Genomic DNA, 18,079 nt, shown 5'->3' on the forward strand with positions numbered 1-18,079 from the left:
AGTGCCACCTAGAAGCACCTTCGGAGCCCTTAATGCCGCAACCAACCACCCCACCTAAGCAAACCACCCCGACGCCGATTGTCGCCAGTAGCGCCGGGCTTGTTAAACGCTTTGCCGCCGCGATTTACGATAGCTTATTAATCATGGCAATCAGCCTTGCCTACAGCGCTATCGCACTGGCTGTTAAAACTTTGTTGCTGGGTGAATCACTTGCACCCGGCGAGAAAGCCGAGATGGGCATCGTCGGCTTTATTGGCTGGATCGCCATTTGGGTCGGGTTTTATGTGTTGTTTTGGCAACGCTTTGGCCAAACGTTAGGCATGAAAGCCTGGCGACTGAAACTCACCAATGCCGATGGTAAAAAGCCCAGCGTAGCCCAGTGTTTGCTACGTTGCTTTTTGGGAGGGATATCACTGGCGTGTTTTGGCCTGGGTTACTTTTGGCTATGGCTCGATCCGGAGCGACTCACGCTTCACGATCGCCTTTCCGGTACTCGCGTATTGCAACTACCCAAAGGACATTAACCCACCGCTGTCTTCGTTAGTGGCGCCGCAAAAGACTAAACCGCTGTTACGCCGCGCGGCGTAACAGCACAACACCAAAGAGTAAGCACAAACCAATAGGCACTAAAACCGCCACCAGGGGCGGAAAGCCAAACACGATACTCGAGGGGCCAAGCAGGCTCTGCACCAAGCGAAACACAATACCGAACACCACACCGGTAAAAATTCGTTGCCCCATGGTCACTTCACGCAGCGGGCCAAAGACAAACGAAATCGCAATCAGTACCAGGCTCGCGGTAGCCAGCGGCTGCAGTAACTTTTGCCAAAATGCCAAGGTGTACTCACTACTTTGCAGGTTCTGCTCCTGCAGATAACCAACATAGTTGTGTAGGTTGCCTATCGACTGAGCCTCGGGCGGCACCGCTACAATATCCAGCAACTCTGGGGTAAGCTCAGTGCGCCACTCCCGCTCGGGCAACCGGTTGGTCACGATCTGCTCTTGGGTAAAGTCTGTAATCAACACGGTGTTCTCATGCCACACACCGTCGCGGTACTCGACATTTTGCGTAAAACTTGCCTCTTCTAACTTGCCATCGACAAAGCGATAACGACTTACACCACGCAAATTACCACCGGGCTGAATCACATTAAACTGAATAAATTCATTCGCCTCACGGTGCCATACACCGCGCCGGGTTTGGCCTTCGTCGCTGTAGCCTAGCGCAATCGCACGGCGGCTTTCAGCCACCTGATCGGCATAGGGAATCACATACTCACCGAGAGCAATGCCCATCAAAATAAACAGTAAAACAGGTTTTAGCACCATCCAGACGATACGACCGACGGATACCCCCGCAGCGCGCATAACCACTAGCTCGCTGGAGCCGGCTAAATTACCCAGGCCAATCAGGCAGCCTACCAACACCGCGTAGGGTAAGTAATCGTAGGCACTGCGGGGCAGCCCCCAGAGGATATAAATTAACGCCTCAGTAAACGTATAATTTTTGTGCAAGCTGTCGAGCTGCTCTACCAATTTACCGATAAAATCCAGGCCCAACACCAACAACAGCACCATGGCCACGGCAGTGACCACCGATCGGGCTACATAACGATTAAGCTTGGGCACGCTTGCCTCCCCGCCGAGCAAAAATATTTCCAGGGCCTACAAACATCACCCAGGCGATTACCATAAAAATGCCATGTACAGCCCAAAGCCCTGGCAATACCGGAAATTTACCGGCTTCGATTTCGGAGCGCACCGACGTGAGCGCAGCGAGATAAAACAAATACAACACAATGGCCGGCAACATTTTTAAATAGCGCCCCTGACGGGGGTTGGTACGACTAAGTGGCACAGACATAAAAGCCACCACCAGCACCAGTAAAGGCATGGATAACCGCCACTGCAAGGTCGCCCGTGCGGCGGCACTGTTGTCTTGTAAGAGCTGTGCGGTAGGCCGGGCATCCGCCTCTATGTTGTAAGCCGATGACACCTCGGGCTCAGGTATGTGCTGGGCCAGTTGCTCAAACTCTGTAATTTGGTAATCAGCCGAGCCGGGGCGCCCCTGATACCGAATACCGTTGTGCAGCTCCAGGTATCGCTGATCGTACTCATTGTTGTGGCGTTGCTTGCCTACTTCGGCAATAGCAACAGAAGTTGGTGTACCCACCTGAGTTAAGAACAACTTGTTTAGTTGGGTGCGATTCTCACTGACCGACTCGACGTAGGTCACTACTTTACCGCCATTAAAGGGCTGAAAATGGCCGGAGCGCAAGGTGGTAAACTCACTTCGCGCGCGCTGCTCGGCAAATAATTTTTCAGTTTGAGCCGCGCCCCACGGGCTAACCCACAAGCTCATGGCACCCACAATCAGTGCCACAATAACCGCAGGTATCGAGGTAATCAGTAACAATTTTTTCTGGCTCATCCCGCAAGCGCTTAACACCACCATTTCGCTGTCCATATACAAACGGCCATAGGCCAGCAAAATAGCGATAAAAAAGCCCAGAGGAACAATCAACTCTAAGAAGCCCGGCAGACGATACGCCATAATGGTAAACAGAACATCCACCGCAATCTTGCCGGAAGCCGCATCGGCGAGATACTTTACAAAGCGGCCGCTCATAATAATCAGCAGCAAGGTTGTGCTAACAGCCAACATTGTCACCAGCACCTCGCGTGACAAATAGCGATATACGATCAAAATACAACCACCCTTACTCTATGTGGGCCACTAAAAGGCCTATACCCAGTTAATCATCATCCAACCGGTCACCCAGAGGCTTGTAACGCCAAAGATTTTGGCCCCTTACCCCTTGATGACGTAAACTAGGTGAAACTTGGTGGCATTATCCCGTAACCGAGAGCATTTGTCTCGACATACGGGTAAGCCAATCGCCTAGGCCGCCGCTGATTGCTAACCGCTTAGGCTTAGCTCGCGCCCATGGTGAGTGTAACTGAATATCTGCGATCGCTTAACCGCTCGCAACTTAAAATCAACTAGGGGTCACACATGCAGTTTCAAGCAAAGTCATTTGGTGCCGACAGCCACCGCAGCCCACTTCTTGTGGTCGGCGTATTCTCCGACACTACCTTAACACCCGCCGCCCACCTAATTGACCAAGCCGGCAAAGGCCAGCTAAAAAGCCTGCTCACCCGAGAGAAGTTTACCGGCGCCAAGGGCAGCAGCCTAATGCTACACCACAATGTTGGCCAAACCGCCGAACGCTTGTTACTGGTAGGGCTTGGTAAAGCCGACAAATCGGGGGTGCCCCCAGAGGTAATAAGTGCCGCACTTAACGCCATCCAAAACGTTGCCAAAAGCGCCAGCTATAAAAGCCTGAGTATCGACGTTACCGGCGTCGCCGTCAGCGGCAAACCAAGCAGCTGGCTCGCCAGCCATATTGCGCAAACACTGACCACCGAGCTGTGGCAATTTGACCAACTGAAAAGCCAAAAAGCTCCCAAGCTGAACATCAATAAAATTGTCGTTAATGCCGATGGTACCAGCGCCGCCATAAAAGCAGCACTGGTTCAGGGTCAGGCAACCGGCGACGGCATGAACTATGCTCGTGAACTGGGCAACCTGCCCGGCAACGTTTGCACGCCAAGCTATCTGGCCAGTCAGGCGCGCGCATTGGGGCGCGGTCAACCTAAATTAAGCGTCAGTGTGCTGAATGAAAAACAGATGCAAGCCGAGGGAATGGGCTCTTTACTTTCCGTATCTGCCGGTAGCGACGAGCCCGCTAAGCTTATCGTTATGGAGTACCGCGGCGCGGCTAAAACCAAAGCACCAGAAGTATTGGTGGGTAAAGGTATTACCTTTGATACCGGCGGTATCAGCCTAAAGCCCGGCGCAGGCATGGATGAGATGAAATTTGATATGTGTGGTGCCGCCAGTGTGTTTGGCACCATGAAAACCCTGCTCGCGCTGCAGCCCAAAATTAATGTGGTGGCCATTGTCGCCGCGGCAGAGAACATGCCCTCCGGCGGCGCCACTAAACCTGGTGACATTGTGACCTCTATGTCGGGGCAAACCATTGAAGTACTCAATACCGATGCCGAAGGCCGTTTGGTCTTGTGCGACGCCCTCACCTACGCACAGCGGTTTAAACCCAATAGCATTGTCGATATTGCCACCCTCACGGGCGCCTGCGTAATCGCACTTGGCAGCCATGCGCACGGCCTTTACAGTAACGACCAACAGTTTGCCGATCAGTTGCTGGCGGCGGGCATAGAAGCCGGCGACCGCGCTTGGCAAATGCCTCTGTGGGATGAGTATCAAAAACAGCTCGATAGCAACTTCGCCGATATCGCCAACATCGGTGGCCGCGAGGCCGGCAGTGTAACGGCCGCCTGCTTTTTATCGCGCTTCACCAAAGGCATGCGTTGGGCCCACCTGGACATCGCCGGCACCGCGTGGAAATCAGGCGGCGCCAAGGGTGCCACCGGACGACCAGTGCCACTGTTGGTACAACACATTTTGAACAGTAAATAACCACCATGACCGAAGTGGATTTTTACATCCTCAGTAGCGACGATCACGATAAGCGGCTGGCCTTTGCCAGCCGCTTATGTGAAAAGGCCATCAACAGCGGCCGCAAGGTCGTTATAGCCGCCGAAGACGACGCGCAGCAAGTGTCTATCGCACAGCGGCTTAACAGCGAGCGTCCAGAAAGTTACCTGCCCTGGCGCCTGAGCGATGCCATCGATAATGGCGAGCCCATTGTGCTTGACTGTCAGGGCGAGTGCGGCAACCATCACGATGTACTGATTAACTTGTGCCCACAATTGCCCGGGTATTTCAGCCGTTTTACCCGAATGGCCGAGGTCGTCATTCAAACTGAGGCGGTACTCAGCCACACCCGGCAACACTGGAGTTTTTTAGGGGAGCGCGGCTACCTGATTCGTCATCACAAACTTGGGCGAGCGCACAACCTATAAGAGTCGACACAATGAGCGATGAGCGCGAGAAAACCCGCAGTGAACTATTAAATGAGCTGGAGTCTATTCAGGGCCTGCTCGATCACGACGAGATCCCCCTGTTACAGGAAGTCATCGAGCAGATAGAGCACCGGGACGAGCAGACAAGCGCTGTCGGCCAACGCGAAGAAAATTACGAGCTCGATCTGGGTGATGCGCCGGCTCACACAAGTACGACCGCCAAACCCGGCCCAGCAGCAGCGCGCGGCGAAAACCCATTTTTACCACAGCATATACGCTCGCGCCTGCGCGGCAACCGCGCGGGCGACTTTGCGACAGAGGCCAACAATCTAAAGTACACCGAGCGCCAGCAACTCATCGATGAAGTTATTATTGATTTGCTGCCACAACTCAAGGCGACTTTGCGCACCAAGTTGTCTGCATTAACAGACAGCGAGTTGCACGCCCTGAAGAGCCCGGAGGACTAACCGCAAAGGTTACTCAAATTCGCTAACGCCCTTACCTGGACGCACCAGCATAAACAGCCCGCCCGCCAATACCACAAGCACCATGTTGGCCAAAAACACACTGAGATAGCCATAGGCCTCCGCCACCCCACTGATTAACACACTACTGAGTAACGTACCGACATGGGTGGTATTGGTGTAAAGCGCCGATGCGCTACCGGCGCGACCAGGCAACATCTGCTGTACCACGGATACCCCGAGACCTGCCAAAATACCCACAAAGACCGCATTGGCCAATTGCAGCGCAAACAGCTGCCACAGCTGTGTCGCCCAGAATACCCCGGCGTACAACAGCAAGCCGAACAAGGCACTGGCCCGCACAAGGGTAAGCGGATTCATACGTGCCGCCATGAGACCTGCTAGCAACATTACCGGCACCTCTAAGCCCGCGGCCGCCCCCATAATCCAACCGACCCAACTCGCCGAAATATCCAGATTGCGGGTTAAATGCAAAGGCAAGCTAATCAGGTAAGCATTATTAACGCACCACATCACTGAGAAGGCCAAGACACACAAACCAAGAGACCAGCGTGCGGCGCTATCCAGCTCCTGCCATAAACCAGTCTTTTGTGGTTGTGATTTCTCATGATGATCCGGCACTTTAAGTGCGGGCAATAACCTGGGGCTAATAAGGCCAACCGCCAAAAATAGCACCCCCGCAACTGTGTAAAGGCTGGTAAACCCCCAATGACTGGCAATTAAAAAACCCGCTGGCGGACCCGCCACCCAGGCAAACGCAATCTGCGCCCGGACCACGGCGTTGAATAACGCAATGCGCTCTAATGGCAAACAGGTTTCGGCGTACTCTAAGCTGTAGGCTAGGATTTGTGAGAAAGCCACCATTGCCAAGCTCAGTAAAAATACCGCCGACAAGCACGTCAGCCAATAGTGCCGTGAGAATGCAAACACGGCGCAAGCCACAACGCCAACGATGCACAAAGCCACCACCAGCAGTCTGCGATCTTTAAGAGAGTCAGACCAGGCACCAATCACCTGATTGTAAACGATACTTCCTGTAGCGATACCGGCATAGGGAATGCCCACCCAGAAGGGGCTAACCCCCACCTCATCGGCAAAGAAAATGCTCATCGTAGGCAGCAATAACGCGCCCACCACTCCCAGCGCAAAGGTTAAAAAGTAGATACCCAGTGCCACCGGCTTAAACAGCACTGAGTTGTTCAAAGTAATGCTCACTCACACCTCTGATCGTTATCAGGCGATAGGGTTTAAACCAGCAGAGTATGCCCCAACTATGCTACCCAACGAAAAACCCCAGCGCGAGCAAGCTCAGGCTGGGGCATCAATAGTCTTTGGCTAAGTTTACATCAGAACGACGCAACGGTTGAGTAAGAAGCGTAAAGTACACGAGGTAAGCGACCTATAACACAGCCCGCAGCCCTGAATTTGAGCCCAGCGTGCTTGCCTCACATCTATTCAATAAACATTCAAAGGACTTGAAAATGAGCAAGATTCTACTGAGCAAAGCTGCGGCTCGGCTGGCCTGCAGGCACCAGCCGTCTTAGCGAGCTCTGCTCAACTCAGCTAAAACTTATTCTGCAGTATTATTGTAATAGACATTGATGTCTTCATCATACCCACCAATAACATCGGGCTTGCCATCACCGTCAAAATCCCCCACATCACTGGTCTGAATGTCAGTCCCGAGAATCATAGAGGTTTTGTTGGTAATTTTTCGATCGCTCGTATCAGCCCAATTCCAGCCTACCATCACTAATGAGCTTTTACCGTTTGTAAAAACCATATCGGCTGAGCCATCAAAATTAAAGTCCGTAAAAGGGCCAACCGGTCCTCGTGGAGTATTTTCCATTTTGGTTTCCGATTTAAGATTCCACTGACCATCGTAAACCTGAGCGTAAGAATCACTGTTATCAACAAAGATAAAAGTCGCTTGCTTGGTGGAAGTTATTACATTTTCAAACGGGCCATTAGGTAAAACAGCAGTCACATCCTGGCAGCCTCTGTGTCCTGAGCTAACTGCAGCATTAAAATCGAGAGAACCGTCCCCAACCCCTGGGAAAATATACGAATATGGAACAGAAAAACTACTGTTGGTATGATAGCAAAACGCCGCATCCATTTTACTGTCACCGTTAAAATCGCCAGCCGTAACTCTACCTGAGAAAAACGCCGTAAAAATAAAGGCATTTGTTCCCTGAGACAAAGAGCCGGTTTGCTTCATACCTGGAGCACTAAAACCGCCCGCCCCATTATTTAACGCAATACTATAATAGCCTTGATTATAATACGTGACATTAGCCGGCCCCTCCCCTCCCGAACCTCCCACGCTCGACGAGGAAACCGTGGCGAGCACAGCGATATCGACACTGCCATCACCATTAAAATCCCCAAAATCCATATCATTAATCACAGTCGACGACGAAGATCCTTTGGCACCTTCGCTCAGACCAAACGTATAAACGGCCGGACCGTTAAAGAACCATTGGTTTTTTGAAGCCATCAACACATAAACTTGATTGCCGTTATTCACCGACACCAAGTCGTCGAACCCATCATTATTTACATCAACAACCCAAACCTTTTTATAACTATATTGATCACTAATTTGATATGACGACTGCCAGGACCTGGCGCTTCCGGTACTCTGGCGCATCTGCAGGCGTTCGTCTTCATCAATATAAATAAGATCATCTACATTACCCTGACGGAAGCGCCCGGCACCAACTGAGTTTACATCCGTATTTTCACCATTTTTATCAACATCGCTAAAGCTAACACTGCTAGATTGGGCGTGCGATTGCGAAACATACGCAAAGGGCACAAGGCATAAAATCGCCATCACGCAAGTGTGCTTAATATTAAATATCGTCTTCATAATTAATAGCCCCACATCGAGTCAAAAGTCACGCATCCAAACATGACTCACCATAAGGAGAGAGCCTCGCGGTCCAACCTCCCTGTTTAGGTTGCACCAAACTTTACGCCAAGCCTGTTGTGAAAAGTCTGCAACGAACTAAACCTTAGCTGACGCAAGCGAATATCGACATTACACGTTATTACATTGTAATCCTTAGCACATCAGATCCCCACAAGGCCTCCAAGCTCGTTGAGCTTTCGATCAAACCCTTTGATTCCATTCTTACGCGCATGCCCAATATCAAACGGTAAAACATCATCGAAGCCATGAGCTTCAAACTATAAGAGTGTCCAAGAACATAAGAAGGCGACCTCTAAAAGTAAAAAACCCCAGCGTGATCACTCACGCTGGGGTTTTCTTGAGCTGACTTAAACCCTGTTAAAGCAACAAACGACGTACGTCGGCGATTACCGCGGTTAAATAAGTAAAGAAGCGCCCGGCATCGGCACCGTTAATAGCGCGGTGATCGTAAGACAGAGCCAGCGGCAACATGTTGCGTGGGATAAACTCACTACCGTTCCAAACAGGTTTCATTTGCGCCTTAGAGACCCCCAAAATGGCCACCTCAGGGGCGTTGACGATGGGTGTAAAGCCATTGCCACCCATGGCGCCCAAGCTTGAAATGGTAAAACAACCGCCCTGCATATCGGCCGCGGTTAGCTTGCCATCGCGCGCTTTTTTAACAATTGCGCTAAAGTCGTCGGCCAGTTCCCACAGGCCTTTTTTGTCGACATCGCGAATCACCGGCACCATCAAACCGTTTGGCGTATCAACAGCAACACCAATGTGCACGTATTTCTTCTGCACGATATGCTCGCCGTCGTGATGCATCGAGACGTTAAAGCTTGGCTCAGCCACCAGGGCGGCCGCACAGGCTTTCAGCAAAAATGGCAGTGGCGTTAACTTACTGCCACGCTTTTCGGCCTCTGCTTTAAGCCCTTTGCGGAAGGCTTCAAGCTCGGTGATGTCGGCGTCATCCCACTGAGTAACGTGCGGAATGTTAAGCCAGTTACGCACCATGTTGTCAGCGGTAAGCTTCTTCACCTTGCTCATCTTCACGGTTTCGATCTCACCAAACTTGGCAAAATCAACCGCAGGGATAGCCGGAATACCCGAGCCGCCACCGGCCGGGGCTTTACCCGACTGGCTCGCAGTAACAATGTTTTTCACATAATCACGGGTATCGTCTTTTGTCACACGGCCACGCGGCCCGCTGCCTTTTACTTTTTTCAGATCAACGCCTAGCTGACGGGCTAACTTGCGCACCGCAGGGCCGGCGTATACCTCAGATGAGTTCACCACCTCGACGTTGTCGGCGGTTACCGGTGAACCGGCAGAGGTTTTAGCCGCGCTTGGTGCTGCAGCGCTGGTTTGCGGTGCGGCAGACTCGGCTTTAGGAGCAGCCGGTGCGGCCGACTCAACTTCCATCTCGCAAATGGCATCGCCCTGAGACAGTTTATCGCCATCTTTAACCAGTACCTTGGTCACTTTACCGGCGCTTGGCGCTGGAATTTCCATAGACGCTTTATCGGTTTCCAGTACGATCAGCGTATCGCCTTCACCGATTTCGTCCCCGGCACTTATAGAAATCTCGATAACCGCCGCGCCTTCGGAGCCGCCGATATCTGGTACAGGCACGGTTTCGACGGAAGTACCACCCGCGGCAGGCGCAGGTTCTGACGCCGAATCAGACTCAGCCGGCGCTGGCGCCGACTCCTCTGCAGCGCCACCGGTCATGACGCCTAGCTTGTCACCCTGGGATACTTTATCGCCCTCTTTTAAATCGATGCTAACGATTTTGCCACTGGCCGGGGCCGGCACTTCCAAAGAGGCTTTGTCGGTTTCCAGCACAACCAGCGAGTCACCTTCGCTAACCTCATCACCAGCGGCCACACAGATCTCAATAACATCGACGTTATCAGAGCCACCGAGGTCGGGGATGGTAATGGTTTGCTCAGCCGAACCCGTCGCGGCCTTAGGTGCAGGCTCCGCTGCCGGCTCGCTTTTGGCGGGCGCCTCAGTTTCTTTTGCAGGGGTGTCTTCACCTTCTGCCTCAACTTCAACAATAACGTCTCCTTCCGAGACCTTATCGCCCTCTTTCACTTTTATTGCCGTTACTTTACCGGCAACGGTGCTCGGTATCTCCATCGAGGCCTTATCGGTCTCCAACACCAACAGCGAATCATCGACTGCAACGGTATCGCCAACGGCGACCGAAATTTCAATGACATCTACATTTTCCGAGCCGCCAATATCGGGGACTTTAATCGATTCAATTGCCACGGTAACTCCTCGCTACTTTTTTAATCCGTCCCAGCTTGTGGCTGTGACTTTCGTTATCCATTGATCTTGCAGGGCGCACCAGCGCCCCACTTGTCGCGGGTAGGCGACTATACGGTCAATGGATCGGCTTTATCTGGATCAATACCAAACTGTTTAATCGCCTTGGCTACGACGTCGGCTTTGATTTTGCCTTGATCGGCCAAAGACTTCAGTGCAGCGACCACAATAAACTGGCTGTCTACCTCGAAGAAGTGACGCAGTTTTTGGCGTGAGTCACTGCGACCGAAACCGTCGGTACCCAGCACTTGATAATCGCCCGGGATAAACGCACGCAATTGTTCTGCGTAGTTTTTCATGTAATCGGTGGCGATGATAAACGGCCCTTCCTGAGACTCTAACACCTCAGTGACGTAGGCTTTACGCGGTGTTTCGGTCGGGTGCAACAGGTTCCAGCGAGCGGTCGCCTGACCTTCACGGGTCAGCTCGTTGACACTGGTCACACTCCAGATATCAGCCTCGACACTAAAGTCGTTGCGCAGCATTTCGGCGGCGGCAATCACTTCGTTCAAGATTGTGCCCGAGCCCATTAACTGAACACGGTTTTTCTTCTTGCTGGTGCCTTTTTCAAGCTGATAAATACCTTTGATGATGCCCTCTTCTACGCCTTCTGGCATGTCGGGGTGAACGTAGTTCTCGTTCATCAAGGTAATGTAGTAGTAGCAGTTTTCTTTGTCCTGATACATGCGCTTCAGGCCATCCTGCACAACTACCGCTACTTCGTAGGAGAAGGTTGGGTCGTAGCTGCGACAGTTAGGAATAGTGTTAGCCAAAATGTGGCTGTGACCATCTTGGTGCTGCAAGCCTTCACCGTTAAGGGTCGTGCGCCCTGCTGTACCACCCAGCAAAAAGCCGCGCGCCTGCGCATCGCCCGCCAACCAGGCTAAATCGCCAATGCGCTGGAAGCCGAACATTGAGTAGTAAATATAGAACGGCAGCAACGGTTGCGCGTGGTTGCTGTACGAGGTCGCGGCCGCAACCCAGGCCGCCATGGCGCCCGCTTCGTTGATACCCTCTTCGAGGATCTGGCCTTTCTCGTCCTCTTTGTAGTACATGATCTGGCCGGCGTCTTGCGGGGTGTACTTCTGGCCAAAGGCCGAGTAGATACCCACCTGACGGAACATGCCCTCCATACCAAAAGTACGGGCTTCGTCCGGTACAATCGGCACCACTTGCTTACCAATCTGCTTGTCTTTGAGCAGCGTATTCAACACGCGCACAAACGCCATGGTGGTCGAGATCTCACGCTCGCCGGTGCCTTTAAGCTGGGCTTTAAAGGCATCCAGGGCCGGAATCGGCAAGGCTTCAAAGTCAGACTTACGCGACGGTAAATAACCATCCAATGTGCGACGGCGCTCTTGCAGGTATTGCATCTCGGCGCTGTCATCGGCTGGACGATAGTAAGGAATCGACTCCAGATCTTTGTCGTCGATTGGAATATTAAAACGATCGCGGAAGGTTTTGAGTGCATCGATGTCGAGCTTTTTAACCTGGTGCGCGTTATTAACCGCTTCACCGGTTGGGCCCATGCCATAACCTTTAACCGTTTGCGCCAGAACCACGGTGGGCTGACCTTTGGTGTTAACGGCGTTGTGGTAGGCGTTGTACACTTTGTGAGCGTCGTGACCGCCGCGCGCCAGGCGCAGGATCTGATCGTCGGTCATATCTTTAACCAACTCTAACAGCTCAGGGTACTTACCAAAGAAGTGCTCACGGGTGTAAGCGCCGCCGTTGGCTTTGTAGTTTTGCATCTCGCCATCAACCACTTCGTCCATGCGCTTTTGCAGCAAGCCGGTGGTGTCTTTCTCTAGCAGCTCGTCCCAGCCGCCGCCCCACAAGACTTTAACCACGTTCCAGCCGGCACCGCGGAATACGCCTTCGAGCTCTTGTACGATTTTGCCGTTACCACGTACCGGGCCATCCAAACGCTGCAAGTTACAGTTGATCACGAAAATCAGGTTGTCGAGCTGCTCACGGCCGGCCAAAGCAATGGCCCCTAAGCTTTCTGGCTCGTCACACTCCCCGTCACCCAAGAAGGCCCAAATTTTACGGTCGCCTTTCTCGATTAGCTCGCGCTGATCCATATAGCGCATAACTTGCGCTTGATAGATAGCACCGATTGGGCCAAGACCCATAGAAACAGTGGGAAACTGCCAGTAGTCGGGCATTAACCAAGGGTGTGGGTAAGATGACAAGCCTTTGCCGTCAACTTCACGGCGGAAGTTATCCAGCTGATCTTCTGTCAGGCGCCCTTCAACAAACGAGCGCGCGTACATGCCCGGCGAGCTGTGGCCCTGAAAGTAAACCAAATCGCCCGGCTTATCGCCGTCGTTACCACGGAAGAAGTGGTTAAAACCTACCTCGTATAGGGTTGCGGCCGAGGAGAATGAAGCGATATGACCGCCCAACTCATCATCATTTTTATTGGCGCGCACCACCATCGCAATAGCGTTCCAGCGAATAATCGAGCGGATTTTTTGCTCGATGTAGTGATCGCCGGGGCTTTGAATTTCTTTAGAGGTAGGAATGGTGTTGCGGTAAGGGGTGGTGATAGCGGAAGGCTGATCAATGCCGTGGTCTGCTGCAGACTCGGACAAGCTCTTCAGAAGAAATGCGGCACGCTCTTTCCCCACGTGACGAACTACAGAATCGAGGGCTTCACGCCACTCCCGGGTTTCCAGAGCATCAATATCTTCTATCATCTAATTCTCCTCAGTCATGCGCCTTTTGAGCACATTTGGACACAGCGTTAACACCAACGCAGACCGTACCTGGCAGGATAGCTACCAGTGGCCTCGCCCCATTACGTTGTCGCTATATTAGGGTTAAACGTGGCGATTACCCCAATACTGGGGCCCAAAAAATGCGCGAATTTTTACATATTTACGGGATTTTTGCTAGTCCCGCGACATGACAGCCACGACACTACCAACATCGGTATGCATTTTGCTCAGACAGGACAAATTTCAAACAGGTCCAGCAAAAAAACGCCCTAATATGCAGCATTTAGGGCAGTACGGGGCCTTTTAGCGGAGTTGACCGCAGGTGTCCCCAGTACTCAGAGCGTGCCTGTTGATCCTCGCTGCTAGTATTTGACCCGTCCCCACGTTGCATTAGAACCAAGGCACCCGGCACTTGTCTGGCTAACGCTACACGGTACATGTGCGACTCAGCGGCCGTCGCTTTGTTGAGCGCCGCCGTAACGGCCTCGTTAGTAACACGACTATCCAGTAGTTCCCGCCAAAGCGCTAAACTTTGCTCTCGCCGGCCCGCGTTGTGATCACTCGCCAGGCGCTGCTTAACAACGGTTTTGGCGACCTCCAGGTTGGTATTCGCTCTGCTATGGGCAAGCTCAGCCGCTACAAATGCTCGTAGCGCGTGCGGGGTGACCTCGGCCCCCGGGGCGTAGACTACTAGAGCAGGCCTTCCGGCTAGCACCCAATCAAACACCGTGATTTGGCCTTGATCGAGCTCTGCCTCTGCTCCGGCAGCTAATGGTTCTGACTCCGGGGCAGCCTCAGTGCCCGCAATAGGCTCAGCCAGGGGTACCACCGGCACATCAAACGCGGGCTCTGCGGCTTCCGCAAAAGCTGACTCTCGCGCCCTCGCCGCTGAATCACGCATTAACTGGGCTGCCAGCATCACTTCGGCATAATCCGCGGCCGTTGCGCCCTGCCCCTGTAGGTACAAAGCGCTGCCGTCAAGCTTGTCACTGCTAAAATTAGCGCCGGCATCGGCCTTTAAGCGGCCATATAACGAAGCGGGGGGCGCCTTGGCTTTATCGTGTAACAAATAATGCTCACTCAGCGCCGCAAGACGCTGGGCCTCCTGACGATACAGATTGCCATAAAACAACACATTGAGCGCCGCCACACGATAGTGGGAATGATTAAAGTCTTTAAGCTGTTCTAGGGTAATACCTGAGAGCGCCGCTAATCGCTCAGACCGAGTGCGGCCCGGGCGATAGTGAAGCGCGGCAACCTGCTCGCCCAGCACCCCCTCTACGGTGCTCGGACCACGACTTAACCGTTCACTTAAGATCCGTTTGGCCCGTTTGAAGCGGCGTTCGTCAAGCTCTACGTCATCAACCAGCTGACCGATACGGGTGAGCATCAAGCCCAGCTGAGTATTGTATCCATGGACGATGATATCCACCCCCAATGCGTGGGAATCAACACTAAAATCTACCCCCGCCAAGTGGGCGGCAAACGCTTTCTCGCTCAGCTCTTGGCGAATTAACTCGGTCATCAGCTCGGTGGCCGCCGCATGCGTCGCCGGCCCACCGGCAGCGGGAATCTCTAAGCGCAGCAATACCGAGGCGACTGGGCTGGTCACTTGGCCACGGCTAAACCAAGCGCGAAACCGGGGCCTACTAAACAACTCTACCAACTCGTTGATGTCGGCCTTTTGCGAGCTGGGCAACATCGGCGGCTCTTTGCTGCTCAAGCGTGTCGGTAAAAAGTTGTTGGGCTCAGGAAAGTCCAATTGGCGGCGCACTGTGACTTTAATTTCCGGCTGCATCTCACTGGCGGCGGCCACCGAGTAAGGCGTCAGCAACTCGGGGCTAAGCTGTTCTCCCGTCACCTGCGCGGCCGACGTTAGACTAATTAGTACATTATCGCTGCGTAAAAAGTCCAAATAACGCCGTACTAAACGCTCATTAAAATCATTAAAGCGGTAGGGGCCAAAGAGCACATCGCGGGGGCGGTAATAATGCAGGGCGTGCGCCAATTGTGCCGAATCGCGTATCGCCGTCGCATCGCGGTAGCGAAAATCCAGTGCTGCGGCCCGCGCCAACTCCTGATGTCGCCAAGAGCGCAGCCCTCTAACACGGATTTGCTCGATCATATAAAACACCAACGCCACCACCTGATCCCTGGCCCGCACACCAAGCTCAGTTAGGTCTACCCGCACCTCATACAGCCCATCATAACGCGACTGCATACCCATACCGGTGTCGATAGCATCGGCCCACCCTAACGACTGCAACAACGCCAACAAACTGCCTGGGCCCCCATCAGCAAGCAATCGCGACACCTCGGCCAATGGCTTGTCCGCATAAAGTGCCAAGGGGTTTGGCACCGGAAATAACAGCTGTAACTGAGGCTTTGAGGTATCGGCTTGAATCTGTACCTGTAGGGGAAGATCTTCAGGCTTAAACAGCGGGGGGTACTCGGTGGCCTGAGCATGATCAGCCGCGCTCGCCCCTAAGGACTCGAGTGCTTTGCTCACCAGTGCCTGTTGCTGCGCCAGCGGCATATTGGCAACCAACGCTAGACGGATTCGCTCTGGGGTATAAAAACGCTGGTAATTCTTTTTAAGCGCAGGGGCAACCGCTGGCAAAGGTGCAATACTGGCTGAGCCGCCCTGACGCCGGGCCATAGGGTGCTCGGCGTTAAACAGCGCGCTGTACACATCATCACGACGGTCAGTAAGGGTGGCCCCAAGGCCGGTGCGCATTTTGTTCGCCAATACATGCTGTGCTTGCTCGATGGCCTCTACCGAGAACTCTGCCCGGCCCACCACCTGACGCACAAACCCTGACAAGGCGCTAGACCATTCAGTCCCGGCTGTGCGCATATGGTATTCAGCGTGCTCCGGATAGATTGTGGCTACAATGGGCGAGTCGCCAGACAAGACCAAAGTCAGTAAGCGGTTGAGACCGGGTAATGCTGCAGGGTCCTGATTGCCCCCAGCTAAAACACTTAGCGTCCATTCGGCTTCAATGGCAGCAGGGTCACTCACCAACAACACCTGCACACCGTTATCGTACGCCAGCGCGCGATACTCGCGCACATCTTCGGGGCTTTTGATGACCTCGTCGACCCGAAAGCCCTGATTCGAGGTCTCTGCCCACAAAGGCGCTGCCAGAAACGTTAGCAACAACGCGAGCGAGGTCAACGCCCCCTTGAATCGGTTGCACACCCCGGGCATTACTGCGGCTCCGAGGTATCGGCGGCGGGTTTGACCTCTGACTCGACGGCGATGCCCATCGGCCAGGCGTACAAAATGGCTTTCACGAGCGTCGCCAATGGAATCGCGAAAAACACCCCCCAAAAGCCCCACATGCCGCCAAATACCAGTACCGCCATAATAATGGCCACCGGGTGTAGATTTACCGCTTCAGAAAACAGCAAAGGCACAAGAATATTGCCGTCCACGCCCTGAATAATGGTGTAGATCAACATCAAATAGAAAAACTCAGAACCCCAACCCCATTGAAAATAACCAATCATTGCCACCGGGATCGTCACCACCGCCGCGCCAATGTAGGGAATAACCACCGATAGACCTACGGCAATCCCCATGAGGGCGGCGTAATTCAAACCGAGCAGAGCAAAGGCGATGTACGAAACGGTGCCAACAATTAAAATTTCTATGGTTTTGCCGCGCACATAATTGGCAATTTGCTGGTTCATCTCCCCCCAGATCTTGGTCATTACCGGGCGTTTTCTGGGCAAAAAGCTGGCAATCCAATCGGCAATGAGCGAACTGTCTTTGAGAAAAAAGAACACCAGAATGGGCACCAGTACAAAGTACACCAGCACCGTCATCAAAATCGGCAAGCTACTCACCGAAAACGTCAGTACATTCTGCCCCATGCGACCAAACTCGGCGGTAATCGAGGCAATCAAATCTTCTACCTGAGCCGGCGAAACCAGATTGGGATAATTTTCCGGCAGTAACAGCAATACACTTTGCCACTCCCCAAGCATCCTGGGCACCTCGCCGAACAGCCGTGCCGACTGCTGCCAAAGCACCGGCAATAAAACCAGCAGCACCGAGGCGAGCATCAATAACAACAAGACGAAGGTAATGCTGACCGCGAGCCAGTGTGGCGCGCCCCACTCGCGCAAGCGGACGACCAACCCCTGCATTAAAAACGCAATAATTATACTGGCGATCATGGGGGCTAACACGGCCCCCATAGTCAGGATCACCACCAGGCTGACGGCAATAATCACCACCAGCAAAACCGCCTCTTCGTCTGAGAAATAGCGGTCGATCCAACTGCGTACTATTTTCAGCATGGTTGTTTAACTCTCCGAATGAGCATTACACCGCACCTCCTTTTTCAATCACGTAGAGGTATTCGTTATCGCGATCACTAAACTCAAGCATGCGATGGTTGGCAAGCGTTACATAGGCATGAAAATCTCTGACGGAGCCGGCATCGGTAGCACGCACCTCAATACACGCCCCTACGGCCAAATCTCGCATGGCTTGCTTGGCCCGCAAAAGAGGCATGGGACAGCGCAACTCGCGGGCATCTACCAATACTCTAGTGGAGGGGGAACTGCTCGAATCAATCTTTGTCATACCAGCTATCAAGCTCACATCTGCCCCGCCAGCGGCATCGCCGGAGGTGACCCGACATGCTAGTTAACAT

The 18,079-nt window shown here is 53.1% G+C and carries 13 protein-coding genes; 4 read left to right on the forward strand and 9 right to left on the reverse strand.

The features are described 5' to 3' along the window. The first annotated feature begins 32 nt into the window (after window positions 1–32). On the forward strand, window positions 33–524 hold the full coding sequence (locus SD69_RS12055) for an RDD family protein (RefSeq protein WP_041523418.1): 492 nt from the start codon (window positions 33–35) through the stop codon (window positions 522–524). A gap of 46 nt (window positions 525–570) precedes the next feature. Here SD69_RS12055 and lptG read toward each other — a convergent pair whose 3' ends face one another. Together lptG and lptF are read right to left on the reverse strand one after the other, a co-directional pair. Continuing rightward, the gene (gene lptG, locus SD69_RS12060; RefSeq protein ID WP_041523419.1) at window positions 571–1,629 is read right to left on the reverse strand and encodes an LPS export ABC transporter permease LptG; all 1,059 of its coding nucleotides are present in this window, start codon (window positions 1,627–1,629) and stop codon (window positions 571–573) included. After that, window positions 1,616–2,707 (reverse strand): LPS export ABC transporter permease LptF, encoded by a 1,092-nt coding sequence (gene lptF / locus SD69_RS12065; RefSeq protein ID WP_041523420.1) that lies wholly within the window; start codon window positions 2,705–2,707, stop codon window positions 1,616–1,618. Before lptF ends, lptG begins: the two co-directional genes overlap by 14 nt. Window positions 2,708–3,016: 309 nt before the next feature. On the opposite strand from lptF, the gene SD69_RS12070 reads away from it, so the two are divergent. Genes SD69_RS12070 through SD69_RS12080 form a run of 3 tightly spaced genes read left to right on the forward strand, consistent with a single transcriptional unit; the run spans window position 3,017 to window position 5,414 of the window. Continuing rightward, complete coding sequence (locus SD69_RS12070; RefSeq protein WP_041523421.1) at window positions 3,017–4,501, forward strand: leucyl aminopeptidase; 1,485 nt, start codon at window positions 3,017–3,019, stop codon at window positions 4,499–4,501. Between the two features lie 5 nt (window positions 4,502–4,506). Continuing rightward, a complete protein-coding gene (locus SD69_RS12075; protein WP_041523422.1) occupies window positions 4,507–4,947 on the forward strand; it encodes a DNA polymerase III subunit chi in 441 nt (146 codons plus the stop codon). An 11-nt stretch (window positions 4,948–4,958) separates the two neighbouring features. After that, window positions 4,959–5,414 (forward strand): hypothetical protein, encoded by a 456-nt coding sequence (locus tag SD69_RS12080; RefSeq protein ID WP_041523423.1) that lies wholly within the window; start codon window positions 4,959–4,961, stop codon window positions 5,412–5,414. A gap of 9 nt (window positions 5,415–5,423) precedes the next feature. Here the strand turns inward: SD69_RS12080 and SD69_RS12085 are convergent, their stop codons facing one another. The 7 genes from SD69_RS12085 to SD69_RS12115 form a co-directional block, all read right to left on the reverse strand. After that, entirely contained in the window at window positions 5,424–6,647 is a 1,224-nt protein-coding gene (locus tag SD69_RS12085; protein WP_232301188.1) for a sugar efflux transporter, read from the reverse strand. Between the two features lie 355 nt (window positions 6,648–7,002). Beyond that, window positions 7,003–8,307, reverse strand: a complete 1,305-nt coding sequence (locus tag SD69_RS12090) for an FG-GAP repeat domain-containing protein (protein WP_041523424.1) — start codon at window positions 8,305–8,307, stop codon at window positions 7,003–7,005. Window positions 8,308–8,727: 420 nt separating this feature from the next. Beyond that, window positions 8,728–10,632, reverse strand: a complete 1,905-nt coding sequence (gene aceF, locus SD69_RS12095; protein WP_041523425.1) for a pyruvate dehydrogenase complex dihydrolipoyllysine-residue acetyltransferase — start codon at window positions 10,630–10,632, stop codon at window positions 8,728–8,730. Between the two features lie 107 nt (window positions 10,633–10,739). Continuing rightward, window positions 10,740–13,391, reverse strand: coding sequence for a pyruvate dehydrogenase (acetyl-transferring), homodimeric type (gene aceE, locus SD69_RS12100; RefSeq protein WP_041523426.1), 2,652 nt, complete (start codon window positions 13,389–13,391; stop codon window positions 10,740–10,742). A gap of 304 nt (window positions 13,392–13,695) precedes the next feature. Further along, entirely contained in the window at window positions 13,696–16,623 is a 2,928-nt protein-coding gene (locus SD69_RS12105; RefSeq protein WP_041523427.1) for an insulinase family protein, read from the reverse strand. Beyond that, window positions 16,623–17,720, reverse strand: coding sequence for an AI-2E family transporter (locus SD69_RS12110; protein WP_052481116.1), 1,098 nt, complete (start codon window positions 17,718–17,720; stop codon window positions 16,623–16,625). Before SD69_RS12110 ends, SD69_RS12105 begins: the two co-directional genes overlap by 1 nt. 25 nt (window positions 17,721–17,745) lie before the next feature. Further along, on the reverse strand, window positions 17,746–18,009 hold the full coding sequence (locus tag SD69_RS12115) for a sulfurtransferase TusA family protein (RefSeq protein ID WP_052481117.1): 264 nt from the start codon (window positions 18,007–18,009) through the stop codon (window positions 17,746–17,748). Window positions 18,010–18,079 lie beyond the last annotated feature (70 nt).

Source organism: Gilvimarinus agarilyticus (genome assembly GCF_000832015.1).
In the GTDB taxonomy this organism is placed as follows: domain Bacteria; phylum Pseudomonadota; class Gammaproteobacteria; order Pseudomonadales; family Cellvibrionaceae; genus Gilvimarinus; species Gilvimarinus agarilyticus.